A 23,742-nucleotide genomic window follows, 5' to 3' on the forward strand; every position below is an offset into this window, starting at 1 on the left:
CCTCAAGCCACTTTAAGCTTGGAGGCTGTTAAACGTTTGTTAGCCCTTAAAGCGGATCCTGACACCTGCGTTGACAATAAATCCATCGTTACGTGACCAAATATCGGTGGTCCACTGACCATCTGGTGCTTGGGCGGGCAAAACCAAGGGGTTTTCTTTGGTCTGGCGAATATTAAGCAGATTTTCTGCATTGATAAACCAGCTGAATTGGCCCATGGTTATTTCACCCAGTAAACCCAGGTGCCAATACGCTTTACTCGTAGCGCGATACGGATTGCCATCAAGGCGTTGCTCGCCAGTATAATAGGCTTCAAAACCTATACGTCCTTCGCCGTGTCGCTCCCACATGGCAACCAAACCAGCAGAATGACGAGGTGTAAGCGCTATGCGCTGGCGTGTTTCACTGTTTACATCAAACTCGGTGGCGTCTAAAAACAGGTAACTGCCGGTTACTTTAACGTCTTGCCATTTATAACGTAACATCAGCTCAGAGCCGTAGATGCGAGATTTACCCCTTGCATTGACTAAACGAACGCGGTCCAGTGGTCCAGCGGTTTGCGACGAAAAGGCCTCCAACTCGGTCACACCCTCCACCATTGAGCTAAACAAGGTTAAGCTGGTTTCAAGTTGTTTATACTGATAAACCGCATCCAACGAAGATGTTACCGCGCTTTCTTCTTGAATATCACGTAAGGGCGCAAGGCGAGCAAGACCCGCCGCTTCAATCGCCTCAACAAAGGGCGTGGGGGCAAAATAACCTCGCCCATAGGATGCCCTGATAGTCCACTCATCGGGCCGGTAAAGTAAGGAAATACGTGGGCTGAACTGCGTGCCAAATTCGCTATGATCGTCTAAGCGACCACTAAACGAACTTGATAGTTGCTCGCTGATTTCATAATCGGCTTGAGCAAAGATGCCAGGTACGTCGTAGCGATAGTTGAAGCTGGGAAAATCCGCTGATTGAAAACGATCAGATTGCAAGGCAACGCCGACCACCCATTGAGTGCTTAAGGTGTAGCCGGCAACGGCACTTTCAAGTAGATAACTTTCGTGACGGTCGTCATCTACGACCTCTCCAAACTGTTTGTTATGATTTTGCACCATGGCCGAACTACGCAAAGACCAATCTAAGGCTTCACTCAAGGGCACGTTTGCAATCATACCTGCATCAAAGCGCTCGCTGTCTTGGTTTTGTACAAAGGCATTACCATCAGGAGTGGTGCGGCCAGATATCGTGCCACCTTGACGCTCCTCTGTCATGAAACCAGCTGTCGCGTATAGGTTTGCGCCGTTTTCACCTTGCCAAAACACACGGGGTCTTGCGGTAAAACGTTCATAGCCCGCCAGATCAATCCATCCATCATCGTCAAAATCCTGCGTGCTTTGATGATGGCCACCGAGGGTCAACGAAGCCCCTAGCGAATCATTGACGGGCGATGCAACGTACCCAGTGATATCTTGTCCATCTCGTGATGTCGCGTTTAATAGCAACTCGCCTTCTGCCTCATCTTTAGGCTTACGTGAAATTAAATTGATCACTCCGCCCATCGCCGACCCCCCGTAAAGGGATGATGCTGAGCCTTTAATGATTTCGACCCCAGATAAATCAGTTGGAGGAATTTGCAGCAAACCAATAGAGGTGGCCTGTCCTCCGTAAAGCGGTAACCCATCATTCAGTAGCTGGGTGTAACGACCATACAGGCCTTGTAAACGAATATTCGCACTACCGAGAGCCGGAGAGGTGGTTTGAACTCGTACCCCACCTGTTTCTGCCACTAGCATAGAAATATTACCCGGGCGCATCATGGCTTTTTCTTCGAGTTCTTCTTGATTAATAATTTCTACACGGATGGGCTCATCATTGACTGAGCGCCCTAAACGGGTTGATAACACAACGATAGATTCGACCTCTTCGTCATGCTCGTGGTGTTCGCCCTCATCTTCATGCGCCTCTTTTGGCTCGTCATGCTCGTGAGAGTGTTGTTGCTGAGGGACTTGTTGAGAAGCGCTTAGCTCTGGGACCCCACTATCGAAGGCACTATTGGCGCGTGATTCAAAACTCCCAAGCAGATTAAAGATGATAAAAAGTACGCTGGTAGTTTGGTGTGTAGATAAAGAAAACATCGTATGGCTATCCTTAAACGAAGAAAAATAAGGCTTTGTGCAGTGTAATATTGCTAAAAAATAAAGCCTCGAATAATAGCATAAAAGCCAAGGTCGAACGAGGAGATTTAAAGGCCAATTTATAGCGGCGAGCGACAAACTCGTTGGACTTTATTCTCTAGATTACCGCTATCACTGACGTCGTTAAATTGAATGTTTGGTGACATAATTTGTTTTAAGGCTTTTTAGCCAAAAAGATAGTGTGTTTACTGCCCTTGCCTGGGCGCGAACGCACGATACGAGTATCTACCTTAAAACCTGCGTTTTTCAAACGTACAGTGAACAAATAATCAGGACCGGCTGACCACACCGCAAGCCTGCCGCCAGGGCGCAAGGTGGTAAAAATACTTTCTAATCCTTCAATTGAATAAATCCAATTGTTATCCGCATGAGTGAGGCCTTCAGGGCCGTTATCGACATCAAGCAATATGGCATCAAAGGTGGGCGTATTGCTCACTAACAGCTGTTTGACATCACCGATGTGTACTTGTGTACGCGGATCAGCTAAGGGGTTTTTAGCACAAGCGCCTAAAGGACCTTGGTTCCATTTAACGACTTCTGGGATAAGTTCTGCCACGGTGACCAGTGCGCTACTGTTCACCGCTTTTAATGCGGCCGCCAAGGTATATCCCATGCCAAGTCCTCCAACCAAAACGTGCGCTTTATCGGTATGTGTGAGGTGAGCACAACCAAGCTCAGACAGGACTTTTTCAGAGTTAAACACTCGGCTATTCATTAACTCACCGCGTACCCCTGACAAACGAATTGAAAACTCGTCACCTCGCTGCATAAATTTTAATTCGCCGCCATTGTTGGGAATGTGGGCGCTATCTAGATGGGTCCAAGGGATCATATTCTGCCTAATCGATATGTAAAATACGCAATAATACCAATTGGTATAAATAAACCGCGCACAGTAGCATATTTTGCGGCGTTTACCTCGTGGATTACGTCATTATCTTCAGTTTTAATGGCGTTAAGGCCATTGGCATAGAGATTTAGTTTACAGCGCATAACATAAGTCGCTAAAAAATAAAATGCTACAAATGATTAACAAAGCCGATTAGGTCAATCTGTTTTTCCAGCTCTGCTATTTGCTCATTGCCATCTATGCTTATCAGCGGACATCAGTGCAACAACAGGACAACTATTATGCTGAAAAAACCGCTCCATATCCTTACTGCTATTTCATTGGCGCTTACGCCACTGCTTAGCTCGCAGTCAGCTTTTGCTGAAGGCGAACCTAAAACCAATCAATTTTGGTGGCCTAAACAACTTAACCTTCAACCTTTACGCCAGAATGACCCAGCGTCTAATCCACTTGGTGCATCATTTGATTATGCCCAAGCTTTTAACAAACTTGATCTTGAAGCTGTCAAAAAAGATATCACTGAGGTATTGACCACCTCACAAGATTGGTGGCCTGCAGATTATGGCCATTATGGGCCTTTCTTTGTGCGCATGGCGTGGCACAGCACAGGCACCTATCGTATGTCTGACGGTCGAGGCGGCGGTGCAGGCGGACAACAACGTTTTGAACCCCTTAACAGCTGGCCAGACAACGTTAACCTAGACAAAGCACGCCGTTTACTGTGGCCAATTAAGCAAAAATATGGCCGCAGTATTTCGTGGGCTGATTTGATGGTGTTAACTGGTAACGTGGCGATGGAGTCCATGGGCTTTACCATCTTTGGTTTTGCCGGTGGCCGTGAAGATGACTTCGAGCCTGACCTCGTATATTGGGGACCAGAAAAAGAATGGCTTGGTGGAGATGAACGTTACAGTGGTGAAAGAAAGCTAGAAAAACCTCTGGCGGCTGTGCAAATGGGCTTGATTTACGTAAACCCAGAAGGCCCAAATGGTAATCATGATCCGATATCAGCTGCTGCTGATATTCGTGATACCTTTGGTCGCATGGCAATGAACGATGAAGAAACGGTTGCTTTGATTGCAGGTGGACATACCTTCGGTAAGGCGCACGGTGCGCACAAACCAGAAGAATGTGTGGGCGACGCTCCCGCTGCGGCTGGGGTTGAAGAGCAAGGTTTTGGCTGGAAAAACAAATGTGGTAAGGGCAACGCTGAAGATACAGTCACCAGTGGTTTAGAAGGTGCTTGGTCAGTGAGTCCCACTCAATGGACCATGCAATATTTGGATAACCTCTTTGGTTTTGAGTGGGTAAAAACCCTCAGTCCAGCGGGTGCGACGCAGTGGATACCGAAAGACGGTGCCGCCGCTAATTTAGTACCTGACGCGCATGTGGCAGGTAAGCGTCATGCGCCGATTATGTTCACTACGGATTTAGCCTTAAAAGAAGATCCAAGTTACAACAAAATCGCTAAAGCGTTTCATGAAGATCCTAAAGCCTTTGAACTGGCGTTTTCAAAAGCGTGGTTTAAGTTAACCCATCGCGATATGGGACCAAGAGCACGTTACATCGGTACCGATGCGCCCAAAGTGGATTTGATTTGGCAAGACCCGATTCCAGCTGTTGACTATAAACTGGTTAGTAGTAAAGACGTTGAAAAGCTTAAAAAAGCCATTTTAAAGTCTGACTTAGCGGGGCCAGAGATGATCAGAACGGCTTGGTCAGCGGCCTCTAGTTTCCGTGGTACGGATATGCGTGGCGGTGTAAATGGGGCACGCATAGCCTTAGCACCACAAAAAGACTGGGCAGCCAATAATCCACAAGAAGTGGCAAAGGTGCTGGGTGTACTAAGCAGCATTCAGAACGACTTCAATAAAAACGCCAGAGGCGGTAAGCAAATATCCTTGGCTGACTTGATTGTATTAGCGGGTTCAACTGCGGTTGAAGAAGCGGCTAAACAAGGTGGATATAAACTATCGGTACCTTTCGCGCCTGGTCGTAACGATACAACGCAAGAGCAAACCGATGTTGAATCTTTTGCGGTGCTTGAACCTCACGCAGATGGTTTCAGAAACTATTTTGCCGAAGGTAACACGCTTTCGCCTGCCCAGTTGTTAGTAGACAAAGCCAATATGTTGACCTTAACTGTGCCGGAAATGACGGTGTTAGTTGGTGGCCTGCGCGCACTTGATGCCAATATAGCAGGCAGCAAACATGGCGTACTTACCAGTAAACCGGGCGTATTAAGCAATGACTTTTTTGTTAACTTGCTAGATATGTCAACCATGTGGCGTAAGTCTGATACAACGGAAGGGTTATACCAAGGTTACGATCGTAAAAGTGGTGAATTACGTTGGACTGCAACGCCTGTTGACTTGTTGTTCGGTTCAAACTCAGAGTTAAGAGCGGTGTCTGAAGTGTATGCGTCAGACGATGCTCGTCAGCAGTTTGCCGATGACTTTGTGAAAGCCTGGACTAAAGTGATGCGCTTAGATCGCTTCGACATGATGTAAACACCCCCTAAAACATAGTGGAGTAAAAAGGCGATCAGTGGATCGCCTTTTTTTGTGACGTTTACGATGCCACACAAAAAGCTGGCTAGTAGCAAAACCAGCCGAAGCATAGACGGGATACTTTGTTGTAAAGTTGGAGTATTTAGGCGTATCGCTAAACCAAGGTCATCGGCATGATAAGGAGACCCTTACATTAACAGTCTCATATCAGCAGTATACGATGAGCTAAGCAGTAAATGGGTTAAATCTGTTATCATCGCGATTTTGCTACTCAAAGTGGGTAAATAGGACGCCAATGCACAGTAACAATCACAATCACTCTCCGTTTTGGCTATGCCCCAGTTGTCACAATCCACTCGTGCTGCAAGACAAGGTATGGCGTTGTGACAAGCAACACAGTTTTGATTGTGCCAAAGAGGGTTACGTTAATTTATTATTAGCCCAGCAAAAGAGCAGTAAAGATCCTGGCGACAACAAAGAGATGGTCGCTGCCAGAAGAGCGTTTTTAGCACAAGATCACTATTTACCTTTGGCCAGCAAAATAGCTGAGCTGCTATTTGTGGCGCTAAAGAGTGATAAGACGGCCGCTGAGAAACAAGCAGTCTATTCGATATATGATGCGGGATGTGGTGAGGGTTACTACCTTGCTACCATTCGCAGCATGTTGGCTGAAAAAGGCTTCACGCTTAATGCCAGCGGCAGTGATATTTCAAAATCTGCTATTCAAAAAGCGGCGAAAAAATATAAAGATATTCAGTATGCGGTAGCCAGTAGTTTTAATTTACCGCTTACGGATGACAGCCAAGATGCGCTGATTCAGGTATTTGCTCCTAGTGATAGTTCACAAGTGAGCCGAGTGCTAAAAAGTGGGGGGCTATGGCTCAAGGTAACCCCAGCCAGTCAGCATTTATTTGAACTGAAACAATACGTTTACGAGCACGCGGTAAGTCACGATGTTGACACATCCATACCCGCTCACTTCAATCTAGTAAGTCAACATCGTTTAGCCTTTACCTTACGCTTAGACTCTGATTCAGAGCGTGAAAGTTTATTGATGATGACGCCATTCTACTGGACTATATCAGCAGACAGAAAGCGTGAATTACTGCAAGACCTAAAGACAGTAAGTGCTGACTTTGACATTACCTTAATGATCAATAACAAAGACTAATATTAGCTATCAAGGCGCATAAAAAAGGGAGGCTGAGGCCTCCCTTCTTATTTAAATCGTTTCTTGCTTGTATTTATGACGCTTAATTTTTTTGCTTCGCTGAAAACCGACTGAGCTTTTTAATCGCCTGACTGAGCAAGTTAACATCTACCTGATTAAATACCTCTTCGCCGGTTTGTAAGTCATAAGCTCTAACATTACCGTTACTTAAGACTTCAAAGCGGTTAGTCGGTGTAAACAGCATCACTCGGTTACCTTTGGTACTGACCACATAATCAGACGTATTAGCATGGGTTAAACTGGTGCCAGTGCTATAAGCTTTGGCAGGCGCGTTACACCCTAATAAACGCAGGGCGGTTGGGGCCAAATCTTCACGATTAGAAATACTGTGATTCACACTAAAGTTGGTCATTAAACTTTGTGAAAAGTTGGTATTATTGGCAAAGGTACTGAGCATTATTTTGTACTCATTGACTACGTTTTGGGCAAGTAGCTCAGTGAGTTGCTCGCTATCAATAAAACCAACAGAGAGATTGCTGGTGCCGGAATTTAGGCCCAATTTAAAGTCTTGCCATGATTGCTTAAAGTCAGACCAACTAGCGTCTTTATTACTCTCTTTATTTAAATACACCGATACGTTTAGGCCTTGGGTTTGCGGCAAATCAAACAGGATGGGTGTATAGCCTTTTAGCGCATTGTGATACAGCTCTGGCAGCCCATACACAACCGAGCTAATGGCATTGTCAGTGCTACTGTTAACACCGAAGTTATTCTCAACGCGCATCAAGCCGGGCAAGCTAGCCGGCAGGTCACCGTCCATTAAAATTAATATCGCCACTTTGTTAGCGCTATCAACTGGGCAATAAATAGGTTCACTGGGGTAGGCGATACCGGTAATATTTTGATTAAACTGTAACTCTTTGCGCTGTTGGTAATCTTCAATATCAAGCAAGTTATACTTTGCCAATAAGGTTTTGGCTTTTGCTGGATATGAAAGTGGGAACATATCGTCTTGGCGCACAATAGGTTGATACAAATTAGCATCAGCCCAAACGTGCATGGCATGACTCGCAACAAAACAGGTCACAAAAAAAGTGGTAATAGGTAAGCCTAATTTACGCTTTTGCAGGCGCTCAATACGTTTCCATAAGGCGTTGGCCACGATAAGCTGAAAAGATAACCACACCACGAACAGTAAAAACAAAAATCCCCACTGTTGCCAGCCAAATTCAGCTAAGGCGGTTTGTGCTTCGTCACGTATTAAGTTGGCAGAACCAAAACTAAGGTGAACGCCATATTTGTTATACAGCAGTGCATCAAAGGCCAATAAAGCCAGCGCAATCGCGGCGGTTACCGAGGCGGTGACTTTGACCACTTTGGCGTTTTGAACCCAATAACACATGGGCAGAATTAAAATAACAAAACCAAAAAAGGTCAGAAAGCCGATGTGGCTGAACCAGTTAGTAAATAAATATAAGGTGCCCAGCGGTGTACCTGGAGCAGGTGAGTTCAATATATAAATCGCCGCAATTATAATGGCAATAACAATATTGAGCAGTGTAAACCAATGTCCCCAATTTACTAATTGGGTGACTAATTTGCGACGTGGCGTTTCAACTAAAATCATAGAACTTTTTTATTTTCCATTGATACTTTTGAGTAGCACTTGTGTAAACTGTTCGGCCATTTTAGCCCGCTGATTATCTGGTACTTGCTGTTGAAAAATAGTGGTTAAGATATTACCTAGTACCATGAGCGATAAATCGCGATTTACTTGATGTTTTTCCAGCACAACAATAATGTCATGCATGATGGTTTCAAACTGATTGTCAGAATATTTTGATTGTTGTGGCATGTAAAATAACTCAGAAAATAATGGCGAGTGCAATTAGCGAGATAGTAACAATGCACGGGGGAAAATGCGAATAAACCTCGCGTTTTGGCCTAACATAGTTTGTGCACTTAATTTTAATCGATTCGTAATAGCGCAAAAGGATATACCGTGAGTGCTCTGATACACCACTTTGTTGTACACCAACTTAGTATTAACCAACAACAAGAGTTGGTATTAATTCCTCGAAATAGCTGTTTTGACGTCAGTCCAGCCATTGAAGATTTAGCGCAGCAAATTAATCATGCGTTTAACGTAAAACCTGCCAAAGGTGTAGGTGGTTTTGTTGAACCAGCAGCAGAAGACGACGAGCCTCAAGTACCGTTTGCTGAGATGTTAAAAGAAGCCATTCGTGATGAAGGTGACTTTGTTAAATTTAGCGTGAATGCCAGTGAACGCCTTAAGAAATCCCTGTTAGATACCGGCAGTGTTGAAACCGGTTTTGTTATTTTTAGTCACTATCAGTTTTTAGCCACGGATTATTTACTGATCGCTATTATCAACACTAAGCAACACGTTGAAATCAACAGTGCACTTGAACTCACTGCCAGTGACCATCTAGATTTGGCTAAAATGCAGTTAGCGGTACGTATCGATCTAACGCAGCTAAGCGTGATGCCCGAACAACAGCGTTATATCAGCTTTATCAAAGGTCGGATGGGTCGTAAAGTCTCTGACTTCTTCATGCACTTCATTGGCTGTGAAGAATTGGTTGATATCAAACAACAAAACAAGCAGTTACTGAATACGGTTGATGCATACTTAGCCGCTGAAGCGCTTGATCCGCAAGAAAAAAATCAAGCCCGTCAAAAGGTTGCAGAATATTACAAAGAAAAGCTCGAACACGGTGAAGATATTCAGGTTAAAGAGTTGGCCAGCAAACTGCCAGGTGAAGAAAACAGCTTTTACCAATTTAATCAAAACGCTGAAAAACCCGTTGAAGAAACCTTTCAAGCTGACCGCAGTGCGCTTAAAACCCTCGCTAAGTTCAGTGGCGCAGGGGGTGGCATTACCTTGAGTTTTGAGCGCAGTTTATTAGGTGACCGTATCAGTTACGATGCATCTAGTGATACCCTGATGATCCGTGGCATTCCGCCTAATTTGAAAGACCAATTAACCAAGTCACAAAGCTGACAGATTATAATGACTCGATATACTTACGAAACAGTGACAGAGGACAACGGACGCAACCATGCAATTATTTGTTAACGATTTAACCGTGATGGATTTTTCTTATCTTTGCCCAGAAAGAGGCATGGTAGGCGAAAGCTGGATTGTCGATGTGATCCTAAACGGTGACCTTAATGAAGAAAGCATGGTGCTGGATTTTTCTAAGGTTAAAAAACAATTAAAATATTTAATCGATTTGCACATCGATCATAAGCTATTAGTACCGGTCGAGCATGCTTACACTCAGCTAGAGCGCGATAACAAAACCGATTACGTCAAAGTAGATTTTTTGCGCCCGGGTGGCCGCTCTATTCATTTAAATTGTCCCGCCGAAGCGTATGCCTTTGTGTATGCTGATAACGTCACGATGCCCAGCGTCAGTGACTATCTTAAGGACGTGATTGCCACGCACTTACCTGACAACGTAGAAGGTATTGAGTTGATGCTCCGTGCTGAAGTGATCAATACGCCCTATTATCACTACACCCATGGTTTGAAAAAACACGACGGAAATTGCCAGCGTATCGCCCATGGTCATCGTTCAAAAGTGGTGGTGTTTACTAACGAGCAAGAAAACCTTGAGTTAGAAGCGTATTGGGCACAACGCTGGCAAGATATCTACATCGGCTCATCAGAAGACATTGTTGATGAAACACACGTCTGTTTTACTTTAAGCGAAGGGGATTTTTCACAGCACTGGTTATTTGCGTATGAGTCTTCACAAGGGCGTTTTGAGCTGGCCATCCCCCAAGCCGAGTCTGAAATAATCGATACGGATACAACCGTAGAGTGTTTAGCCCAATTTATGGCCAATGAACACCAACGTTTAGCGCCGCAGCTTGCTTATAAAGTGTTGGCCTTTGAAGGTGTGGGTAAAGGGGCGATTGCCTATGCTTAGTAAACTGTTTTTTTGTGTTGGTTTGCTGCTTTCATCCAGCCTTTTTGCACAAGGATTTGAGTTAGTCGGGCAATTAACCCAAGGCAGTTTGCTACGCGGTGAATTAAAAAACGGATCTGAGCTAAAGCTCAATGGTAAGGATATTACCGTATCGTCAGAGGGCTATTTTGCCGTCGGCTTTGGGCGAGATGCCGAGCTTAGCCAGACCTTAAGCTGGAAAGACGCCAGCGGTAAACTTATGCAAAAAACGCTGCAACTTAGCCCACGGGAATATAACATTCAACGAATCGAAGGCGTGGCGGGAAAGTATGTTTCACCGCCCCCAGAAGTCACAGAACGCATCCGTTTAGATAACAGCCAAATAGCCGCTGCACGTCAACGTGATGATGATCGCAGTGACTTTATGCAAGACTTTATTTGGCCCGCACAAGGCCCGATAAGCGGTGTTTATGGCAGCCAGCGGGTGTTTAACGGTACACCAAAAAATCCTCACTACGGGGTAGATGTGGCTGGGCCGACAGGCACACCAGTGTATGCGCCAGCTGATGGCATTGTGACGCTTTTTGTGCCAGATATGTATTACTCTGGTGGCACCATGATCATTGACCATGGCTTAGGTGTTAGCTCAACGTTTTTACACTTAAGTAAGGGCTTAGTTGAACCAGGCACACCGGTAAAACAAGGGCAGTTAGTCGCTGAAATTGGTGCGACAGGCCGAGTGACAGGCGCGCATCTTGACTGGCGGATCAACTGGTTTGGTGAAAGGCTGGATCCTGCGTTGCTAGTGCCTAAACGCTAACACTTTGATTGTCGCTTTGCGACAATGCATGCGCGTTGCTTACAAAGCAGCAGCATGTGCTTCGCACACTAAGCATGGCCGCGGCCACTAAGATTATGCGCTCCGCTGCGCGCACCAAGCATGCGCTGGCGCTTATGGCATCCCTGCCTAATTTCAAACCACGTCCCGTGGCTCGACTCACTTTTTAACAACAGCCGTAAAAAGTAAGCAAAAAGGGCCGCTCTCCAGCAAGGCTCTCACTCCGATTATTAACCAAATTAAGCAGGCCACTTTTAGCTGTTCCCGACAGCGAATAGCTCAATTGGCTATCCATGCCAATTGACCTACTAAATTTAGCCAATAACCGGCGAGCCTTGAGTCGAGAGTACATGGCCTGAGGCCACCAAGACAATGCGCTTCGCTTACCGCAATCTATTGCGGATATGACATGTCATCCCTGACATGCCAGTTACTCTTTCTTCAACAGCTAAGAAAAGTAGGCAAAAGAAGCCGCCCCCACTAAACGTTCTGATCCTGAGTAGCTTGAATATACCAAGCCGCTTTGACGTGTTCGCGACACGACAAAGCTAAACTGGCTTTCCCTGCCAGTTTACTCAGTAAATTCTGGCGCAACTCAGGGAACGTTTATACGGGGAGAAAAAAATTTCTTCGAACTAGGATGTAAGTTGAGGACTAAGTCGGCCGAAGCACGGCCCTTTTGGGTTACTTCTTCTGGCTGTTGAGAAAAAGTGACTGGCTGAACATGGATGGTCAGTCATATCCCGCATGGATGCGGGTAAGTAAAGTGCATGCCCTATCGAGTAGCGATACTTTGCCGGCCGCAGGCCAACTCTTTTATCTTTAAAAAACTATAAACCCCTCAAGTATGCACCGCACTCAGCGATACAGTACATAGAATATTGTTTGGAGTGCTTGTTTGCAGAATGTCAATTCGACAATTGAGTTTGGCTCGGTTTTTAGTGAGCAACTTAGGGACATTGAATACAACGGTGAGTTAAACCGCGCAGCCCAGCAGGGCGCTAAGTTTGCTTTACTGTTATCTATGCTTGAACAAAATATACTGTTTCGCCCACACATAGCAGCGGATGAAGCGCAAAGTCCAGCCTCTGACATTCCTTCACTTTCACATTATCGTCGTGCACCTTTAGCTGCGAATGTTGACTATTGGCAAGAGGTGGTACACACCGAGCGCTTTATTCAAAGGGGGGAGTTACAAAATGCAAGATTATGGTTGGCGATGCATCCCGAGCCTTTATCGCTGTTTAACGATGCGAAACACATTCCTGATGAGGTGCTAGAAAACTGTGCATTAACAACCCGTCAGCGTGTGAAGCCGGGTAATAATAGTGGGGTAGCCCAAGACCCCACTAAGCTGTTTGATTTATTGGCAGGCATTAATCAAACCGAGCCTATTGCAACAAGCGCTTAATAAAAAAGAGAGCCAATGCTCTCTTTTTTATCGTGGTATCAACCTAATTCAGTGTGCTCATGAATGACATTAAAGACATCTTTAAAGCTATGGGCAGTGGCGTTGATGTCCAAAGGAATACGTAAGGCGCGACCAATATCGACAGCTGAAATAACACCGCGAATATGTTTGTCGTTATCGTACACTAATAGATGTTGTTCGCCTAAGTTGCGCATGGTGGCCAATATGTCACCTATGCTTGAGCCTTGAACTTTTTGTAGCTTCACCGCGTGTAAATCAGATACTTTGACCATTACATCAGTAAGGGCTATTTCAGAGCGTTTTACACCTTTTTGATTGGCCGTCATCAGTACCTTGCGACTCATCAAATCCGCTAAATTGACAATACCAATAAGGCTGAGGTGTTTGTCGACCACTAACTTTGAGCGCACATGAATTTTATTCATAATATTAATGGTTTCATCGATACTGGTATCGCCATCGATTATACGTGGGCTACGACGGCTAAAATCGGTCATGACAAAAGTTGCTGGACTATCAAGTTCTAGGGGTTCAACAACTTCATTTACGTTTAAGGTTTTTACTTGTGACAAGGGAATAGATACAAGTGTTTTGTATTTGCTCATGGTAATACTCCAACAATAACTAAATTAAAATAAGGGTTTAGTAGGTGTTAAAGTGAATAAGGCGGTGCGCGCGATTGAGGTACAGAGATGTCATGAAAATACACTGACAGCAATGTACTGAAATGAGGAATACTAAAAAATGAAGGAAGGTGCTTAGACGCTTGAGCCGGAATACCCAAGTCAAAATCGACATCTTCTGGGTGTAGATCTAAGAACGGTAATACATTTTGTTCAACTTTTGTAAAAGCGCTTTCGCTAGCGTTGGATTTGAAGCTCGCTTGCCACGTTAGCAAAATACAAATGATAGCACTTACCGTAATCCCCAAGAGGGAAGTACGTCTAACTTCTGTGTTAGTAAGTGTGCTCATTGTTTGCCTTAAAAATTATCAAAAGAAGTAAATAGACTCTTTATATTGCGCTATTTTACTGATGTTTCTTAACTCTACATTAAGCAATAGTGGTGCTGATAGGTTTATTCAATGCTAGATGGTTTTTTTTACGCTAATTTTACACTTAGACGTGATTATTTGTTAGAAGCGCTTAAAATATACACATTATTTATTGCGGTTGCTTGAATCACATGGCGCACTTTGTTAAATTCCACGCCCTTTTTTTGCTCTGGGATTACGCCCCAACTCGCAAGGTAATATTATGTCTAAATTTGTTGTTTGTGCCCTGTATAAATTTGTTACGTTAGAAAATTACGAAGCTCTACGTTTGCCCTTGCTGTCTTTTATGGAAGAAAGAAATATCAGAGGTACCTTACTCTTAGCCTCTGAGGGTATTAATGGAACGGTTTCTGGTACCCGTCAAACCATTGATGAATTACTCGCTTATTTAAACAGTGATCCTCGTCTAAAGCCAATATCGTTCAAAGAGTCATTAGATGAAACGCAACCCTTTCATCGCATCAAAGTAAAATTGAAAAAAGAAATCGTGACCATGGGCGTTGAAGGTATTGATCCGCTAAAAACGGTAGGTACGTATGTACAACCGTCAGATTGGAACGCCTTAATCTCTGATCCTGAAGTACTCGTCATCGATACCCGTAATGATTATGAAATAGAAATCGGTACCTTTACTAATGCGGTAAATCCCAATACCGAGTCATTTCGTGAATTTCCCCACTATGTAAAAGCGCATCTTGACCCAGCTAAAAACAAAAAAGTAGCGATGTTTTGCACCGGTGGTATTCGCTGTGAAAAATCCACTGCCTATTTGAAAGAGCAGGGTTTTGCTGAGGTGTATCATCTTGAAGGCGGTATTTTAAAATACCTAGAAGAAGTGCCCAAAGAGCAAAGTTTATGGCAGGGTGATTGTTTTGTATTTGATAATCGGGTTGCCGTAAATCATGATCTCGAGAAAAGCCACTACGACCAATGTTATGGTTGTCGTTTACCCATTACCGAAGAAGATAAGCACAGTCCGCAATTTGAAAAGGGCGTAAGCTGTCCCAAATGTTTTGGTACCCATAGCGAAGAGCAACTAGCCCGTTTTCGCGAAAGAGAAAAACAGGTTAACTTAGCCAAAGCGCGGGAAGAAGAGCATTTGGGATTAGATGCTCGCAAAGCAATTAAACATAGACGTCAGCAAAAAGCGGCTGTGCGCCGTGCTCAGCGAGCTGCTTTGGGCAAAAGTAACGGCTAATTGATGGTTTTAAGAGCAGAAAAAACAAGTGTTTGCATTACAGCCTAGACACTCGCTAGGCTTAAACGGTAAACTCACCGTAACAAAACTTAAATTGAATTGACTATGTCTGAACAAAATACGCTTTCCGCTGAAAAAGTTGCAGAAATCCGCAAAGAATTTGATTTTTTTGACACTGATGGCAATGGTGAAATTGGTCTTGCTGAATTTATCGATTTACTGACCATACTCTCGCCTAAAACTAAAGCTAGCCATGTTGAAGAAGGTTTTAACTTAATTGATGAGAACCACGATGGTTCAATTGATTTTGAAGAGTTTTTAGAATGGTGGCAGCAATCTTGGTGGGAATACTAAGCCCAGTTTGTTCATCAAAAAGCCCAATGAAACATTGGGCTTTTTAGTCTTTAAGGGGGTAAGTGTTACTCTTGCTTAAAGCTCAAGCCTGCATTGTCTACCAAGCGTTTAATGAGTTTGTCACCCATGGCCGGTGCTGTTGTCCAAATACCGCCTTTTGTGTCGGTGGCATCTTTGACTAAGCAAATAGCACTTTCTGCGATCATGCGTGATGTCGAGCCATAACCTGGGTCAAGTTCCCCTGAGACACTCACGTTGATTTGTTGTCCATTGGTATCGATACCGACAAATAATGCGTCGTAAAACCCTGCTTCACGTTCTTCTTTACTTGGCCCTTCGCCGGGTTTTGGCCCTTTGTCACCTGACATGCTTTTGTCAGAGGCAACGGCGTTTGCTATGGCTTCACCTTTTTCGCCTGGGCCGGTCATCAACATTTCATCGTAAACAAAATCTTCACCATATGCGTAATTAAGGAGGTGGTTAGAGCGGTGTACGTTACGAGTATTAATCGCTGCCATGATAAAGCTTGTTACCCAACTGCCCAAGTCTTCATCATAATAAGGTTTATTGCCGTGGGGCTGCTCTGTGCCCTGAAAACCTGGCGTAAGTGAAAAAGGATTGAGCAGCAATTGCATTTTTGTTGGATCTTGTTTGGCTGCCGCTAAAGTCGCTTTTAAACTTGCCGCGGTGCCGCCTGAAAAGGTGCCGCGCATTTTACGTACCCGGCCTTTCACGCGACTCACCGTATGGCCAAGTTGTTGTTTGGCGAGCTCTTGTAAGTGAAACACACCCAAATCAAAGGGAATAGAGTCAAAACCACAAGAAAACACAATTCGTGCGCCACTACTTTTTGCTGTTTCGCCATGGGCATCAATCATTTCACGCATCCAAACGGGTTCGCCACATAGGTCTACGTAATCTACCCCTTTGCTTGCACACATGGCGACGAGGTCTGAACCATATAATTGATAAGGCCCTACTGTGGTTAAGACGACTTTGGTCCGGTCTAGCATATGCTCCATGCTGACTTTATTTTCTGCGTCAGCTACCACTAAAGGTATGTCAGAGGGAGCGCCAATTTCATCACGAACTTGTGCTAGTTTTTGCTCGCTACGACCCGCCATTGCCCATTTTAGTGATGAGTCGTTGGCGTATTGCTTGACTAAATATTCTGCCACTAAACGGCCGGTAAACCCTGTCGCGCCATACACAACGAGATCAAATTCTTTTGACTTGTTCATGAGAGCTTCCTGTTGATAAAAGTTAACTATGAGTCGATATTCATATTCTAAAGCGCTTTATCTATTCGCTAAATTTATTTAAATAATATAGTTCCATTAACTAAGGTTATTAGTTATTTTGAGGCAAAAAAAAACGAACTATATAAGTTCGTTTTTAATAGTGGCTTGAAGCCCTTTACTTAAGCGGTAACAATCTTACAAGCGTTGGTGCCGCCAACCGTTTCCATGGCGTCACCATAGGTCATGATGAACTGGTCGCCTTTTTCTATCAGACCTTTTTCGAGCATGATCGTCACCACGTCATTTTTTAATTGACCGGGGTCGCTGCCTCTTGAATCAAAAAACACTGGCTTGACGCCACGATATAAGGCCATCACGTTGAGGGTGGACTCATGACGCGAAAGAGCGTAAATCGGTAAGGAAGTGGTGATACGAGACATAAGCAGTGGCGTGCTACCACTTTCGGTCAAAGCTACAATGGCTTTGATGGTTTTTAAATGATTTGCAGCATATACCGCACTTAATGCCGTGGTTTCGCTAATGGTGTTAAAGCTTTCATCCATGCGATGTTTTGATATTTTGATGCTAGGATGGGTTTCAGCACCTTGACAAACACGAGCCATGGCGGCGACAGTTTCAACTGGAAACTCACCGGCTGCGGTTTCGGCTGACAACATCACTGCATCAGTTCCATCTAGTACTGCGTTGGCTACGTCCATGACTTCAGCGCGCGTTGGCATTGGGCTGGTGATCATCGATTCCATCATTTGCGTAGCAGTAATAACCACTTTATTTAGCTGACGTGAACGAGAAATCAGCTTTTTCTGTACGCCAACTAATTCAGCATCGCCAATTTCAACGCCTAGATCACCACGAGCAACCATGACCGCATCAGAGGCCTCAATAATATCATCCATGGCTTCGTCGCTGGCGACTGCTTCAGCGCGCTCTACTTTTGCACACATCATCGCCACACAACCCGCTTCTTCGGCAAGGCGACGGGCGTAACGCATGTCATCACCATTACGTGGAAACGACACTGCAAGGTAATCAACACCAATAATTGCTGCAGTTTTAATGTCTTCTTTATCTTTTTCAGTCAAAGCTTCAGCAGATAAGCCGCCGCCTAAACGGTTGATACCTTTATTGTTTGATAATTTACCGGCTACGGTGACTTCGGTATTAATTTTATTACCGTTAACGTCTATGACTTTTAACTGAATACGGCCATCATCCAACAACAAAATATCGCCAGAACTCACATCACCAGGCAGCGCTTTATAATCGATACCTACCGCTTGCTGATTGCCAGCACTGCGGTCCATATCAGCATCTAAAATGAATTTGTCGCCAATTTTAAGCACAATAGAATTGTTTTCGAACTTTGCCACACGAATTTTAGGTCCCTGTAAGTCACCTAAAATGGCGACATATTTACCTAGTTTTTTTGCTGCAGCTCTTACTCTGTTCGCTCGGTTGATATGGTCTTCTGCTGTGCCATGAGAGAAATTCATTCTGACCACATTTGCGCCAGCCGCGAGGATAGCTTCGATTTGTTCAACTGTGTCAGTAGATGGACCTAAAGTAGCGAGTATTTTTGTTCTTCGTAACATGATTACCTTGCCCTGTTTTGTTGGCGATTGTGGTGCTTAAAATTGAACAGCAAAAAATGAATCCTTCTTTGCCAGACTGCGTTATCTCTATTTGTTGTTATAAACTATCTGTTTTGTAATTTTATTACAAAATGGTAGTTCATTCATAACTTAAAGTGAATTATTTCAATTACTTTCTTTAATATATTGTAAAAAATCCGTGTTTGCGTAATCGCTTAATCATTTTTCTTGTCGAAACGGGAACCGCGCAGGGTATCTTTGACGCGTTTTAAGTTTTCTCTAAACTTATTTCCTCTGCGCAAAGTAAAGCCAGTGGCCAATATGTCTATTAATGTGAGCTGAGCTATTCTGGAGGCCATGGGCATATACATGTCAGTGTCTTCGGGCACATCGAGTGACAAGACCAAATTACATTCTTTGCCTAAGGGGCTGTCTTTTGAGGTAATACCGACAACCGTTGCATCGTTACTGCGGGCTATTTGTGCTATCTCCACTAAGCTTTTGGTGCGCCCAGTATGAGAAATCAGCACTACTACATCATCTTCTGTACAGTTCATGCAGCTCATTCGTTGCATAAGTATGTCTTCGAAATACACAACTGGTACATTGAAGCGAAAAAATTTATTTAATGCATCATGAGCAACAGAAGCTGAAGCGCCCAAGCCAAAGAACGAAATCTTTTGCGCTTGAGTAAGCAAATCTACCACGCGGTTGATCGTATGAATGTCGACTGATTGGCGCGCTACCTCTAGAGAGGCCATGGTTGATTCAAAGATTTTCTTGGTGTATTCCTCTGGACCGTCGTGTTCTTCTACGTGTCGGTTCACGTAGGGCGTACCGTTAGCCAAGCTTTGAGCAAGATGCAATTTAAAATCAGGGTAGCCCTTGGTATCTAGGCGCCGACAAAAACGGTTTACCGTCGGTTCACTGACATCAGCCATTTTGGCTAACGTAGCAATACTACTGTGGATCGCAGTTTGAGGATTAGCGAGAATGACTTCAGCTACTTTGCGTTCAGATTTACTAAACGCAGCGTTATGTTGGGTTATTTTTTCTAGAATATTCATACTTGCATCAAAAACTTCATTATAATTGTTTTTTGTAGCTGCACTTTAACATTGTACATAGCTACCCGGGTACTAAAGTTGTAATTAATTAACAGAAACACTTCCATTTTACGCCTCTTTTTGGGTAAATAAAGGGGTTTTTGTGGTGGTAGACCCTGTAAAAAGTTGTAAATTTACTACATTTAATGTTAACTTTTAGCACAGATTCTTATTGATTGTGGTCTTACTTCATTAAGGTAACTGTAATCATTCAATTCGTTTAAGCAGATAGGCAGATAAAAATGGTTTTGGAAAATTCATTCGAACCTTGTGATTTTGTTTTGTTCGGCACCAAAGGTGATTTAGCACGTCGTAAGCTTCTTCCTTCTTTATATCAACTTGAAAAAGCAAACCTCATGCATGCAGACTCCAAAATAATTGGTGTTGCAAGAAATGAGATTTCAGATAGCGACTATGTCGCTATGGTCAAAGAGAACGTTGAAAAGTTTACTAAAGAACCTTTATGTGAGGAAACGTGGGAGCGCTTTTCGTCAAAACTGGCTTACGCTTGTGTTGATATGAAAGAGGCTAAAAGTTACTCCGCGTTTAAGTCCCATGCTAAATCTGGACGATTAATGGTGTGTTACTTTGCCACTCCTCCTTCTATTTTTGGTGATATTTGTCGTGGTTTAAAAGCAGCGAATGTTATTACCAAAAGCATGCGAGTGGTATTGGAGAAGCCAATTGGTCACGACCTCGCTTCTTCAAAAGTCATCAACGATCAGGTCGCTGAATTCTTTGATGAGTCACAGATTTATCGTATTGACCATTACTTAGGTAAAGAAACCGTACTTAACCTGATTGCCTTGCGTTTCGCTAACTCTATTTTTGCCACAAATTGGGATCACAACTGTATCGACCATGTACAGATCAGCGTTGCTGAATCCGTGGGTATAGAAGGCCGTTGGGGCTATTTTGACGAAGCTGGTCAAATGCGCGATATGGTGCAAAATCACCTTTTGCAAATATTGACTTTAATTGCCATGGAGCCACCCGCTAACTTAGACGCAGACAGCATCCGTGATGAAAAACTTAAAGTATTAAAAAGTTTGCGTCCTATTAACTCATCAAATATGCGTGAAAAAACCGTACGAGGCCAATATGTCAATGGTTTTGTAAAGGGCCAAGAAGTGCCTGGTTACTTAGATGAACCTGATGCAAACGTAAGCTCAAAGACAGAGACTTTTGTGGCTATTAAGGTTGAATTAGATAACTGGCGTTGGGCGGGAGTGCCTTTTTACTTGCGCACGGGTAAACGCCTACCTGGAAAAACCAGTGAAGTGGTTATTTATTTTAAACGCCAACCGCACAACTTGTTTAAAGACAGTTTCCCACAGTTACCGCCAAACAAGCTAACGATCAGACTACAGCCTGACGAAGGTGTTGAAGTGACGGTCATGAATAAAGTGCCTGGTTTAACCGGTACAGGTTCAATGGATTTACAGAAGTCTCGTTTAAACCTCAGTTTTTCTGAAACTTTCCAAGGTGAACGTATCGCTGATGCCTATGAAAAATTATTGCTTGAAGTAATGTTAGGTAATCAGGCTTTGTTTGTTCGCCGTGATGAAGTGGAAGCCGCATGGAAATGGGTTGACGGTATTCTAGATGCATGGCGCTCCAGCAATGAGCCTCCTGAGCCTTATCAAGCAGGAACGTGGGGACCAACTGAATCGATTGCCTTGATGGCACGAGAAAACCGTTCTTGGTACGAAAGTAAAATTGGGAAAAAATAATGCCTTTACGTCAATCATTGTTCGAAACACCTGATGCCCTTAACCAAGACTTTTGTCAGCGTATCAGTGCAATTTTGCAAGCCGCCATTGAAACCGACGGGCGGGCTAGCTTAGTTGTGTCTGGTGGTCGTACACCTGCAGCATTGTTTGAAGCGTTGTCTCATGTTGACCTTGCATGGAGCAAGGTTGACATCAGTTTGGCGGACGAACGCTGGGTTGATGTAGAGAATGATGCATCAAACGAAAAAATGGTCAGAGCAAAGCTATTAGTTAATAAAGCGGCTGAGGCCAATTTTGTTGGTTTAAAAACCGCCCACGCGAATGCGCAGGATGCTATCGAAGCCTGTAATACAAATTTTGCTAATTTTAAGCGCCCCTTTGATGTGCTTATTTTGGGCATGGGGGAAGATGGACATACGGCATCACTCTTTCCCTGTTCAACACAAATTGCTGCTGGCCTTGACCTTGATTCAGGTGAAACCTTCATTGCGGTACAACCTACTACCGCACCTAATCAACGCATGAGCTTTACTTTGCCAGCGTTAGTCAGTAGTAAACATGTATTCTTGCACCTTACCGGTGATGCAAAAAGAGAAGTGTTAGCGAAAGCCTTAGCCGATAACAATGAACTAGAGATGCCCATCAGAGCAATACTAAACAATGTCAACGTCGAATTAATGTGGGCACCATAGGAGAACGTCATGAATACGCTTATTCAAGAAGTAACACAACGAATTATTGAGCGCAGCCAAGCGACACGCAGTGCTTATCTCGCAAAAATCGAAAAAGCCCGTCTTCAAGGTCCCCATCGCGGCGTCTTGTCATGCGGTAATTTGGCTCATGGCTTTGCTGCATGTGGTGCTGAAGAAAAAGCGGATTTACGTAGCATGATAAAAGCAAATATTGCTATTGTCTCTTCGTACAATGATATGTTGTCGGCCCACCAACCTTACGAAGCCTATCCTGCAAAATTGAAAAAAGCGATTGCTGAAGTCGGCAGTATTGCACAGTTTGCCGGTGGTGTTCCTGCAATGTGTGATGGTGTGACTCAAGGTAATCCGGGTATGGATCTGAGTCTTATGAGCCGAGATGTGATTGCCTTATCTACCGCTGTTGCGCTGTCACACAATATGTTTGATGGCACCTTGATGTTGGGTATTTGCGATAAAATCGTTCCTGGACTCCTAATGGGCGCCTTGAGTTTTGGTCATCTACCGACAGTATTTGTACCTGCAGGTCCAATGCCATCTGGTATTCCAAACAAAGAAAAAGCGCGCGTACGTCAAGCCTATGCTGAAGGTAAAGTAGGCCGTGAAGAATTGCTTGAGGCTGAATCTCAATCTTATCACTCAGCCGGCACTTGTACTTTTTATGGTACAGCGAACAGTAACCAGTTAGTGGTTGAAACCATGGGCTTGCATTTGCCTGGTTCATCATTTGTTAACCCAGGTACAGCTTTACGTGATGCCTTAACTGATGCAGCGGCTCGTCAAGTCACCCGTATCACCGACTTAGGTGATAACTACATGCCGATTGGCCATATTGTTGATGCAAAAGCTTTGGTCAACGGTTTGGTTGGTTTGTTGGCAACCGGTGGTTCAACTAACCACACCATGCACTTAGTGGCAGTGGCACGTTCAGCGGGTTATATTATCAATTGGGATGATTTCTCTGACATTTCTAACGCCGTCCCCTTGTTAACGCGTATTTATCCAAACGGCTCTGCTGACATCAACCATTTTACCGCAGCTGGCGGTATGGCCTTGTTATTCAAAGAATTATTGGACGGTGGTTTATTACATAATGATGTGAACACTATCTGTGGTCGTGGTCTTGATCAATATACCAAAGAGCCTGTGTTGAATGATGGCGTGTTGGAATGGCGTGATGGTCCTACCGAGTCCTTTGATACCAATGTTGTGGCCAGTGTCGCTAAACCCTTCAAGCCAGATGGTGGTTTATCCGTCTTACACGGTAATTTGGGCCGTGCGGTAATGAAAACGTCTGCATTGCGTGAAACCCATTGCATCATAAAAGCTCCAGCTGTGGTATTTGAAGATCAGTTTGAACTAGCCGCAGCGTTCAAAGCGGGTGACTTAAATAAAGACTGTATTGTGGTAGTGCGCAACCAAGGGCCATCGGCTATTGGTATGCCTGAACTGCACAGTCTGACTCCTCCTCTTGGTGTGCTACAAGATAAAGGCTTCAAAGTTGCGTTAGTAACGGATGGCCGGATGTCAGGTGCGTCAGGTAAGGTACCCGCTGCCATCCACGTGACTCCGGAAGCCTGTAAAGGTGGTTTAATCGCCAAGGTACAAAGCGGTGACATGATTGAGCTTAATACCCAAACGGGTGTGATGAGTTTGCTTGTCGACAGTCATACCTTAGACGCGCGAGAAGCGACCATTACGGATGTTGCCTTACATCAAATTGGCATGGGCCGTGAAATGTTTGCTGGCATGCGCTCTACGTTAACAGGTGCTGAAGAAGGCGCTTGCTCGCTGTTCTTTGGTCAATAAT

20 protein-coding genes are annotated in these 23,742 nt (G+C 44.2%); 11 read left to right on the top strand and 9 right to left on the bottom strand.

Annotated features, from left to right (window positions below; genetic code table 11):
* Nucleotides 1-39: 39 nt before the first annotated feature.
* Together ACEN2L_RS15395 and ACEN2L_RS15400 are read right to left on the bottom strand one after the other, a co-directional pair.
* Complete coding sequence (locus tag ACEN2L_RS15395; RefSeq protein ID WP_441744995.1) at nucleotides 40-2,124, bottom strand: TonB-dependent receptor plug domain-containing protein; 2,085 nt, start codon at nucleotides 2,122-2,124, stop codon at nucleotides 40-42.
* Nucleotides 2,125-2,338: 214 nt separating this feature from the next.
* The gene (locus ACEN2L_RS15400) at nucleotides 2,339-3,016 is read right to left on the bottom strand and encodes a hypothetical protein (RefSeq protein ID WP_306023908.1); all 678 of its coding nucleotides are present in this window, start codon (nucleotides 3,014-3,016) and stop codon (nucleotides 2,339-2,341) included.
* 299 nt (nucleotides 3,017-3,315) lie between these two features.
* Here ACEN2L_RS15400 and katG point away from each other — a divergent pair, with 299 nt between their 5' ends.
* Nucleotides 3,316-5,544 (top strand): catalase/peroxidase HPI, encoded by a 2,229-nt coding sequence (katG, locus tag ACEN2L_RS15405; protein ID WP_441744997.1) that lies wholly within the window; start codon nucleotides 3,316-3,318, stop codon nucleotides 5,542-5,544.
* A 295-nt stretch (nucleotides 5,545-5,839) separates the two neighbouring features.
* On the top strand, nucleotides 5,840-6,715 hold the full coding sequence (locus ACEN2L_RS15410; protein ID WP_441744999.1) for a putative RNA methyltransferase: 876 nt from the start codon (nucleotides 5,840-5,842) through the stop codon (nucleotides 6,713-6,715).
* Between the two features lie 82 nt (nucleotides 6,716-6,797).
* Here the strand turns inward: ACEN2L_RS15410 and ACEN2L_RS15415 are convergent, their stop codons facing one another.
* Nucleotides 6,798-8,342: a DUF3413 domain-containing protein gene (locus tag ACEN2L_RS15415; protein WP_441745001.1), complete on the bottom strand. Its 1,545-nt coding sequence runs from the start codon at nucleotides 8,340-8,342 to the stop codon at nucleotides 6,798-6,800.
* Nucleotides 8,343-8,351: 9 nt separating this feature from the next.
* Entirely contained in the window at nucleotides 8,352-8,570 is a 219-nt protein-coding gene (locus tag ACEN2L_RS15420) for a DUF1414 domain-containing protein (protein ID WP_306023912.1), read from the bottom strand.
* 147 nt (nucleotides 8,571-8,717) lie between these two features.
* Between ACEN2L_RS15420 and yejK the strand changes: the two genes are divergently transcribed.
* The 4 genes from yejK to ACEN2L_RS15440 all read left to right on the top strand — a co-directional run bounded on the left by yejK (nucleotide 8,718) and on the right by ACEN2L_RS15440 (nucleotide 12,902).
* Nucleotides 8,718-9,740, top strand: coding sequence for a nucleoid-associated protein YejK (gene yejK / locus ACEN2L_RS15425; RefSeq protein WP_306023913.1), 1,023 nt, complete (start codon nucleotides 8,718-8,720; stop codon nucleotides 9,738-9,740).
* Between the two features lie 58 nt (nucleotides 9,741-9,798).
* Nucleotides 9,799-10,674, top strand: a complete 876-nt coding sequence (locus ACEN2L_RS15430; RefSeq protein WP_441745003.1) for a 6-carboxytetrahydropterin synthase — start codon at nucleotides 9,799-9,801, stop codon at nucleotides 10,672-10,674.
* The gene (locus ACEN2L_RS15435; RefSeq protein ID WP_306023915.1) at nucleotides 10,667-11,473 is read left to right on the top strand and encodes a M23 family metallopeptidase; all 807 of its coding nucleotides are present in this window, start codon (nucleotides 10,667-10,669) and stop codon (nucleotides 11,471-11,473) included. Before ACEN2L_RS15430 ends, ACEN2L_RS15435 begins: the two co-directional genes overlap by 8 nt.
* Nucleotides 11,474-12,389: 916 nt before the next feature.
* Nucleotides 12,390-12,902 carry a VC2046/SO_2500 family protein gene (locus ACEN2L_RS15440; protein WP_441745005.1) on the top strand — a complete coding sequence of 171 codons (513 nt, stop codon included), beginning with the start codon at nucleotides 12,390-12,392 and terminating at the stop codon, nucleotides 12,900-12,902.
* A gap of 38 nt (nucleotides 12,903-12,940) precedes the next feature.
* Here the strand turns inward: ACEN2L_RS15440 and ACEN2L_RS15445 are convergent, their stop codons facing one another.
* Together ACEN2L_RS15445 and ACEN2L_RS15450 are read right to left on the bottom strand one after the other, a co-directional pair.
* A complete protein-coding gene (locus tag ACEN2L_RS15445) occupies nucleotides 12,941-13,528 on the bottom strand; it encodes a CBS domain-containing protein (protein WP_306023917.1) in 588 nt (195 codons plus the stop codon).
* A gap of 47 nt (nucleotides 13,529-13,575) precedes the next feature.
* Nucleotides 13,576-13,896: a hypothetical protein gene (locus tag ACEN2L_RS15450; RefSeq protein WP_441745008.1), complete on the bottom strand. Its 321-nt coding sequence runs from the start codon at nucleotides 13,894-13,896 to the stop codon at nucleotides 13,576-13,578.
* 283 nt (nucleotides 13,897-14,179) lie between these two features.
* Here ACEN2L_RS15450 and trhO point away from each other — a divergent pair, with 283 nt between their 5' ends.
* On the top strand, nucleotides 14,180-15,175 hold the full coding sequence (gene trhO / locus ACEN2L_RS15455; protein WP_306023919.1) for an oxygen-dependent tRNA uridine(34) hydroxylase TrhO: 996 nt from the start codon (nucleotides 14,180-14,182) through the stop codon (nucleotides 15,173-15,175).
* A gap of 105 nt (nucleotides 15,176-15,280) precedes the next feature.
* Nucleotides 15,281-15,529 carry an EF-hand domain-containing protein gene (locus ACEN2L_RS15460; protein WP_306023920.1) on the top strand — a complete coding sequence of 83 codons (249 nt, stop codon included), beginning with the start codon at nucleotides 15,281-15,283 and terminating at the stop codon, nucleotides 15,527-15,529.
* 65 nt (nucleotides 15,530-15,594) lie between these two features.
* Here the strand turns inward: ACEN2L_RS15460 and ACEN2L_RS15465 are convergent, their stop codons facing one another.
* The 3 genes from ACEN2L_RS15465 to ACEN2L_RS15475 form a co-directional block, all read right to left on the bottom strand.
* Nucleotides 15,595-16,770: a saccharopine dehydrogenase family protein gene (locus ACEN2L_RS15465; protein ID WP_441745010.1), complete on the bottom strand. Its 1,176-nt coding sequence runs from the start codon at nucleotides 16,768-16,770 to the stop codon at nucleotides 15,595-15,597.
* Between the two features lie 179 nt (nucleotides 16,771-16,949).
* Nucleotides 16,950-18,383: a pyruvate kinase gene (gene pyk, locus ACEN2L_RS15470; RefSeq protein ID WP_306023922.1), complete on the bottom strand. Its 1,434-nt coding sequence runs from the start codon at nucleotides 18,381-18,383 to the stop codon at nucleotides 16,950-16,952.
* 215 nt (nucleotides 18,384-18,598) lie between these two features.
* Entirely contained in the window at nucleotides 18,599-19,450 is an 852-nt protein-coding gene (locus tag ACEN2L_RS15475) for a MurR/RpiR family transcriptional regulator (protein ID WP_306023923.1), read from the bottom strand.
* 281 nt (nucleotides 19,451-19,731) lie between these two features.
* Between ACEN2L_RS15475 and zwf the strand changes: the two genes are divergently transcribed.
* From zwf to edd, 3 genes are read left to right on the top strand one after another with little or no spacing between them, the layout of a single operon-like run.
* A complete protein-coding gene (gene zwf, locus ACEN2L_RS15480; protein ID WP_306023924.1) occupies nucleotides 19,732-21,222 on the top strand; it encodes a glucose-6-phosphate dehydrogenase in 1,491 nt (496 codons plus the stop codon).
* On the top strand, nucleotides 21,222-21,914 hold the full coding sequence (gene pgl / locus ACEN2L_RS15485; protein ID WP_306023925.1) for a 6-phosphogluconolactonase: 693 nt from the start codon (nucleotides 21,222-21,224) through the stop codon (nucleotides 21,912-21,914). The genes zwf and pgl overlap by 1 nt, the downstream gene beginning before the upstream one ends.
* Before the next feature lie 9 nt (nucleotides 21,915-21,923).
* Nucleotides 21,924-23,741: a phosphogluconate dehydratase gene (gene edd / locus ACEN2L_RS15490; protein ID WP_306023926.1), complete on the top strand. Its 1,818-nt coding sequence runs from the start codon at nucleotides 21,924-21,926 to the stop codon at nucleotides 23,739-23,741.
* The last annotated feature ends 1 nt before the right edge of the window (nucleotide 23,742 follow it).

The sequence above is a fragment of the Flavobacterium sp. W21_SRS_FM6 genome (genome assembly GCF_052119645.1).
Classification (GTDB): Bacteria; Pseudomonadota; Gammaproteobacteria; order Enterobacterales; family Alteromonadaceae; genus Paraglaciecola.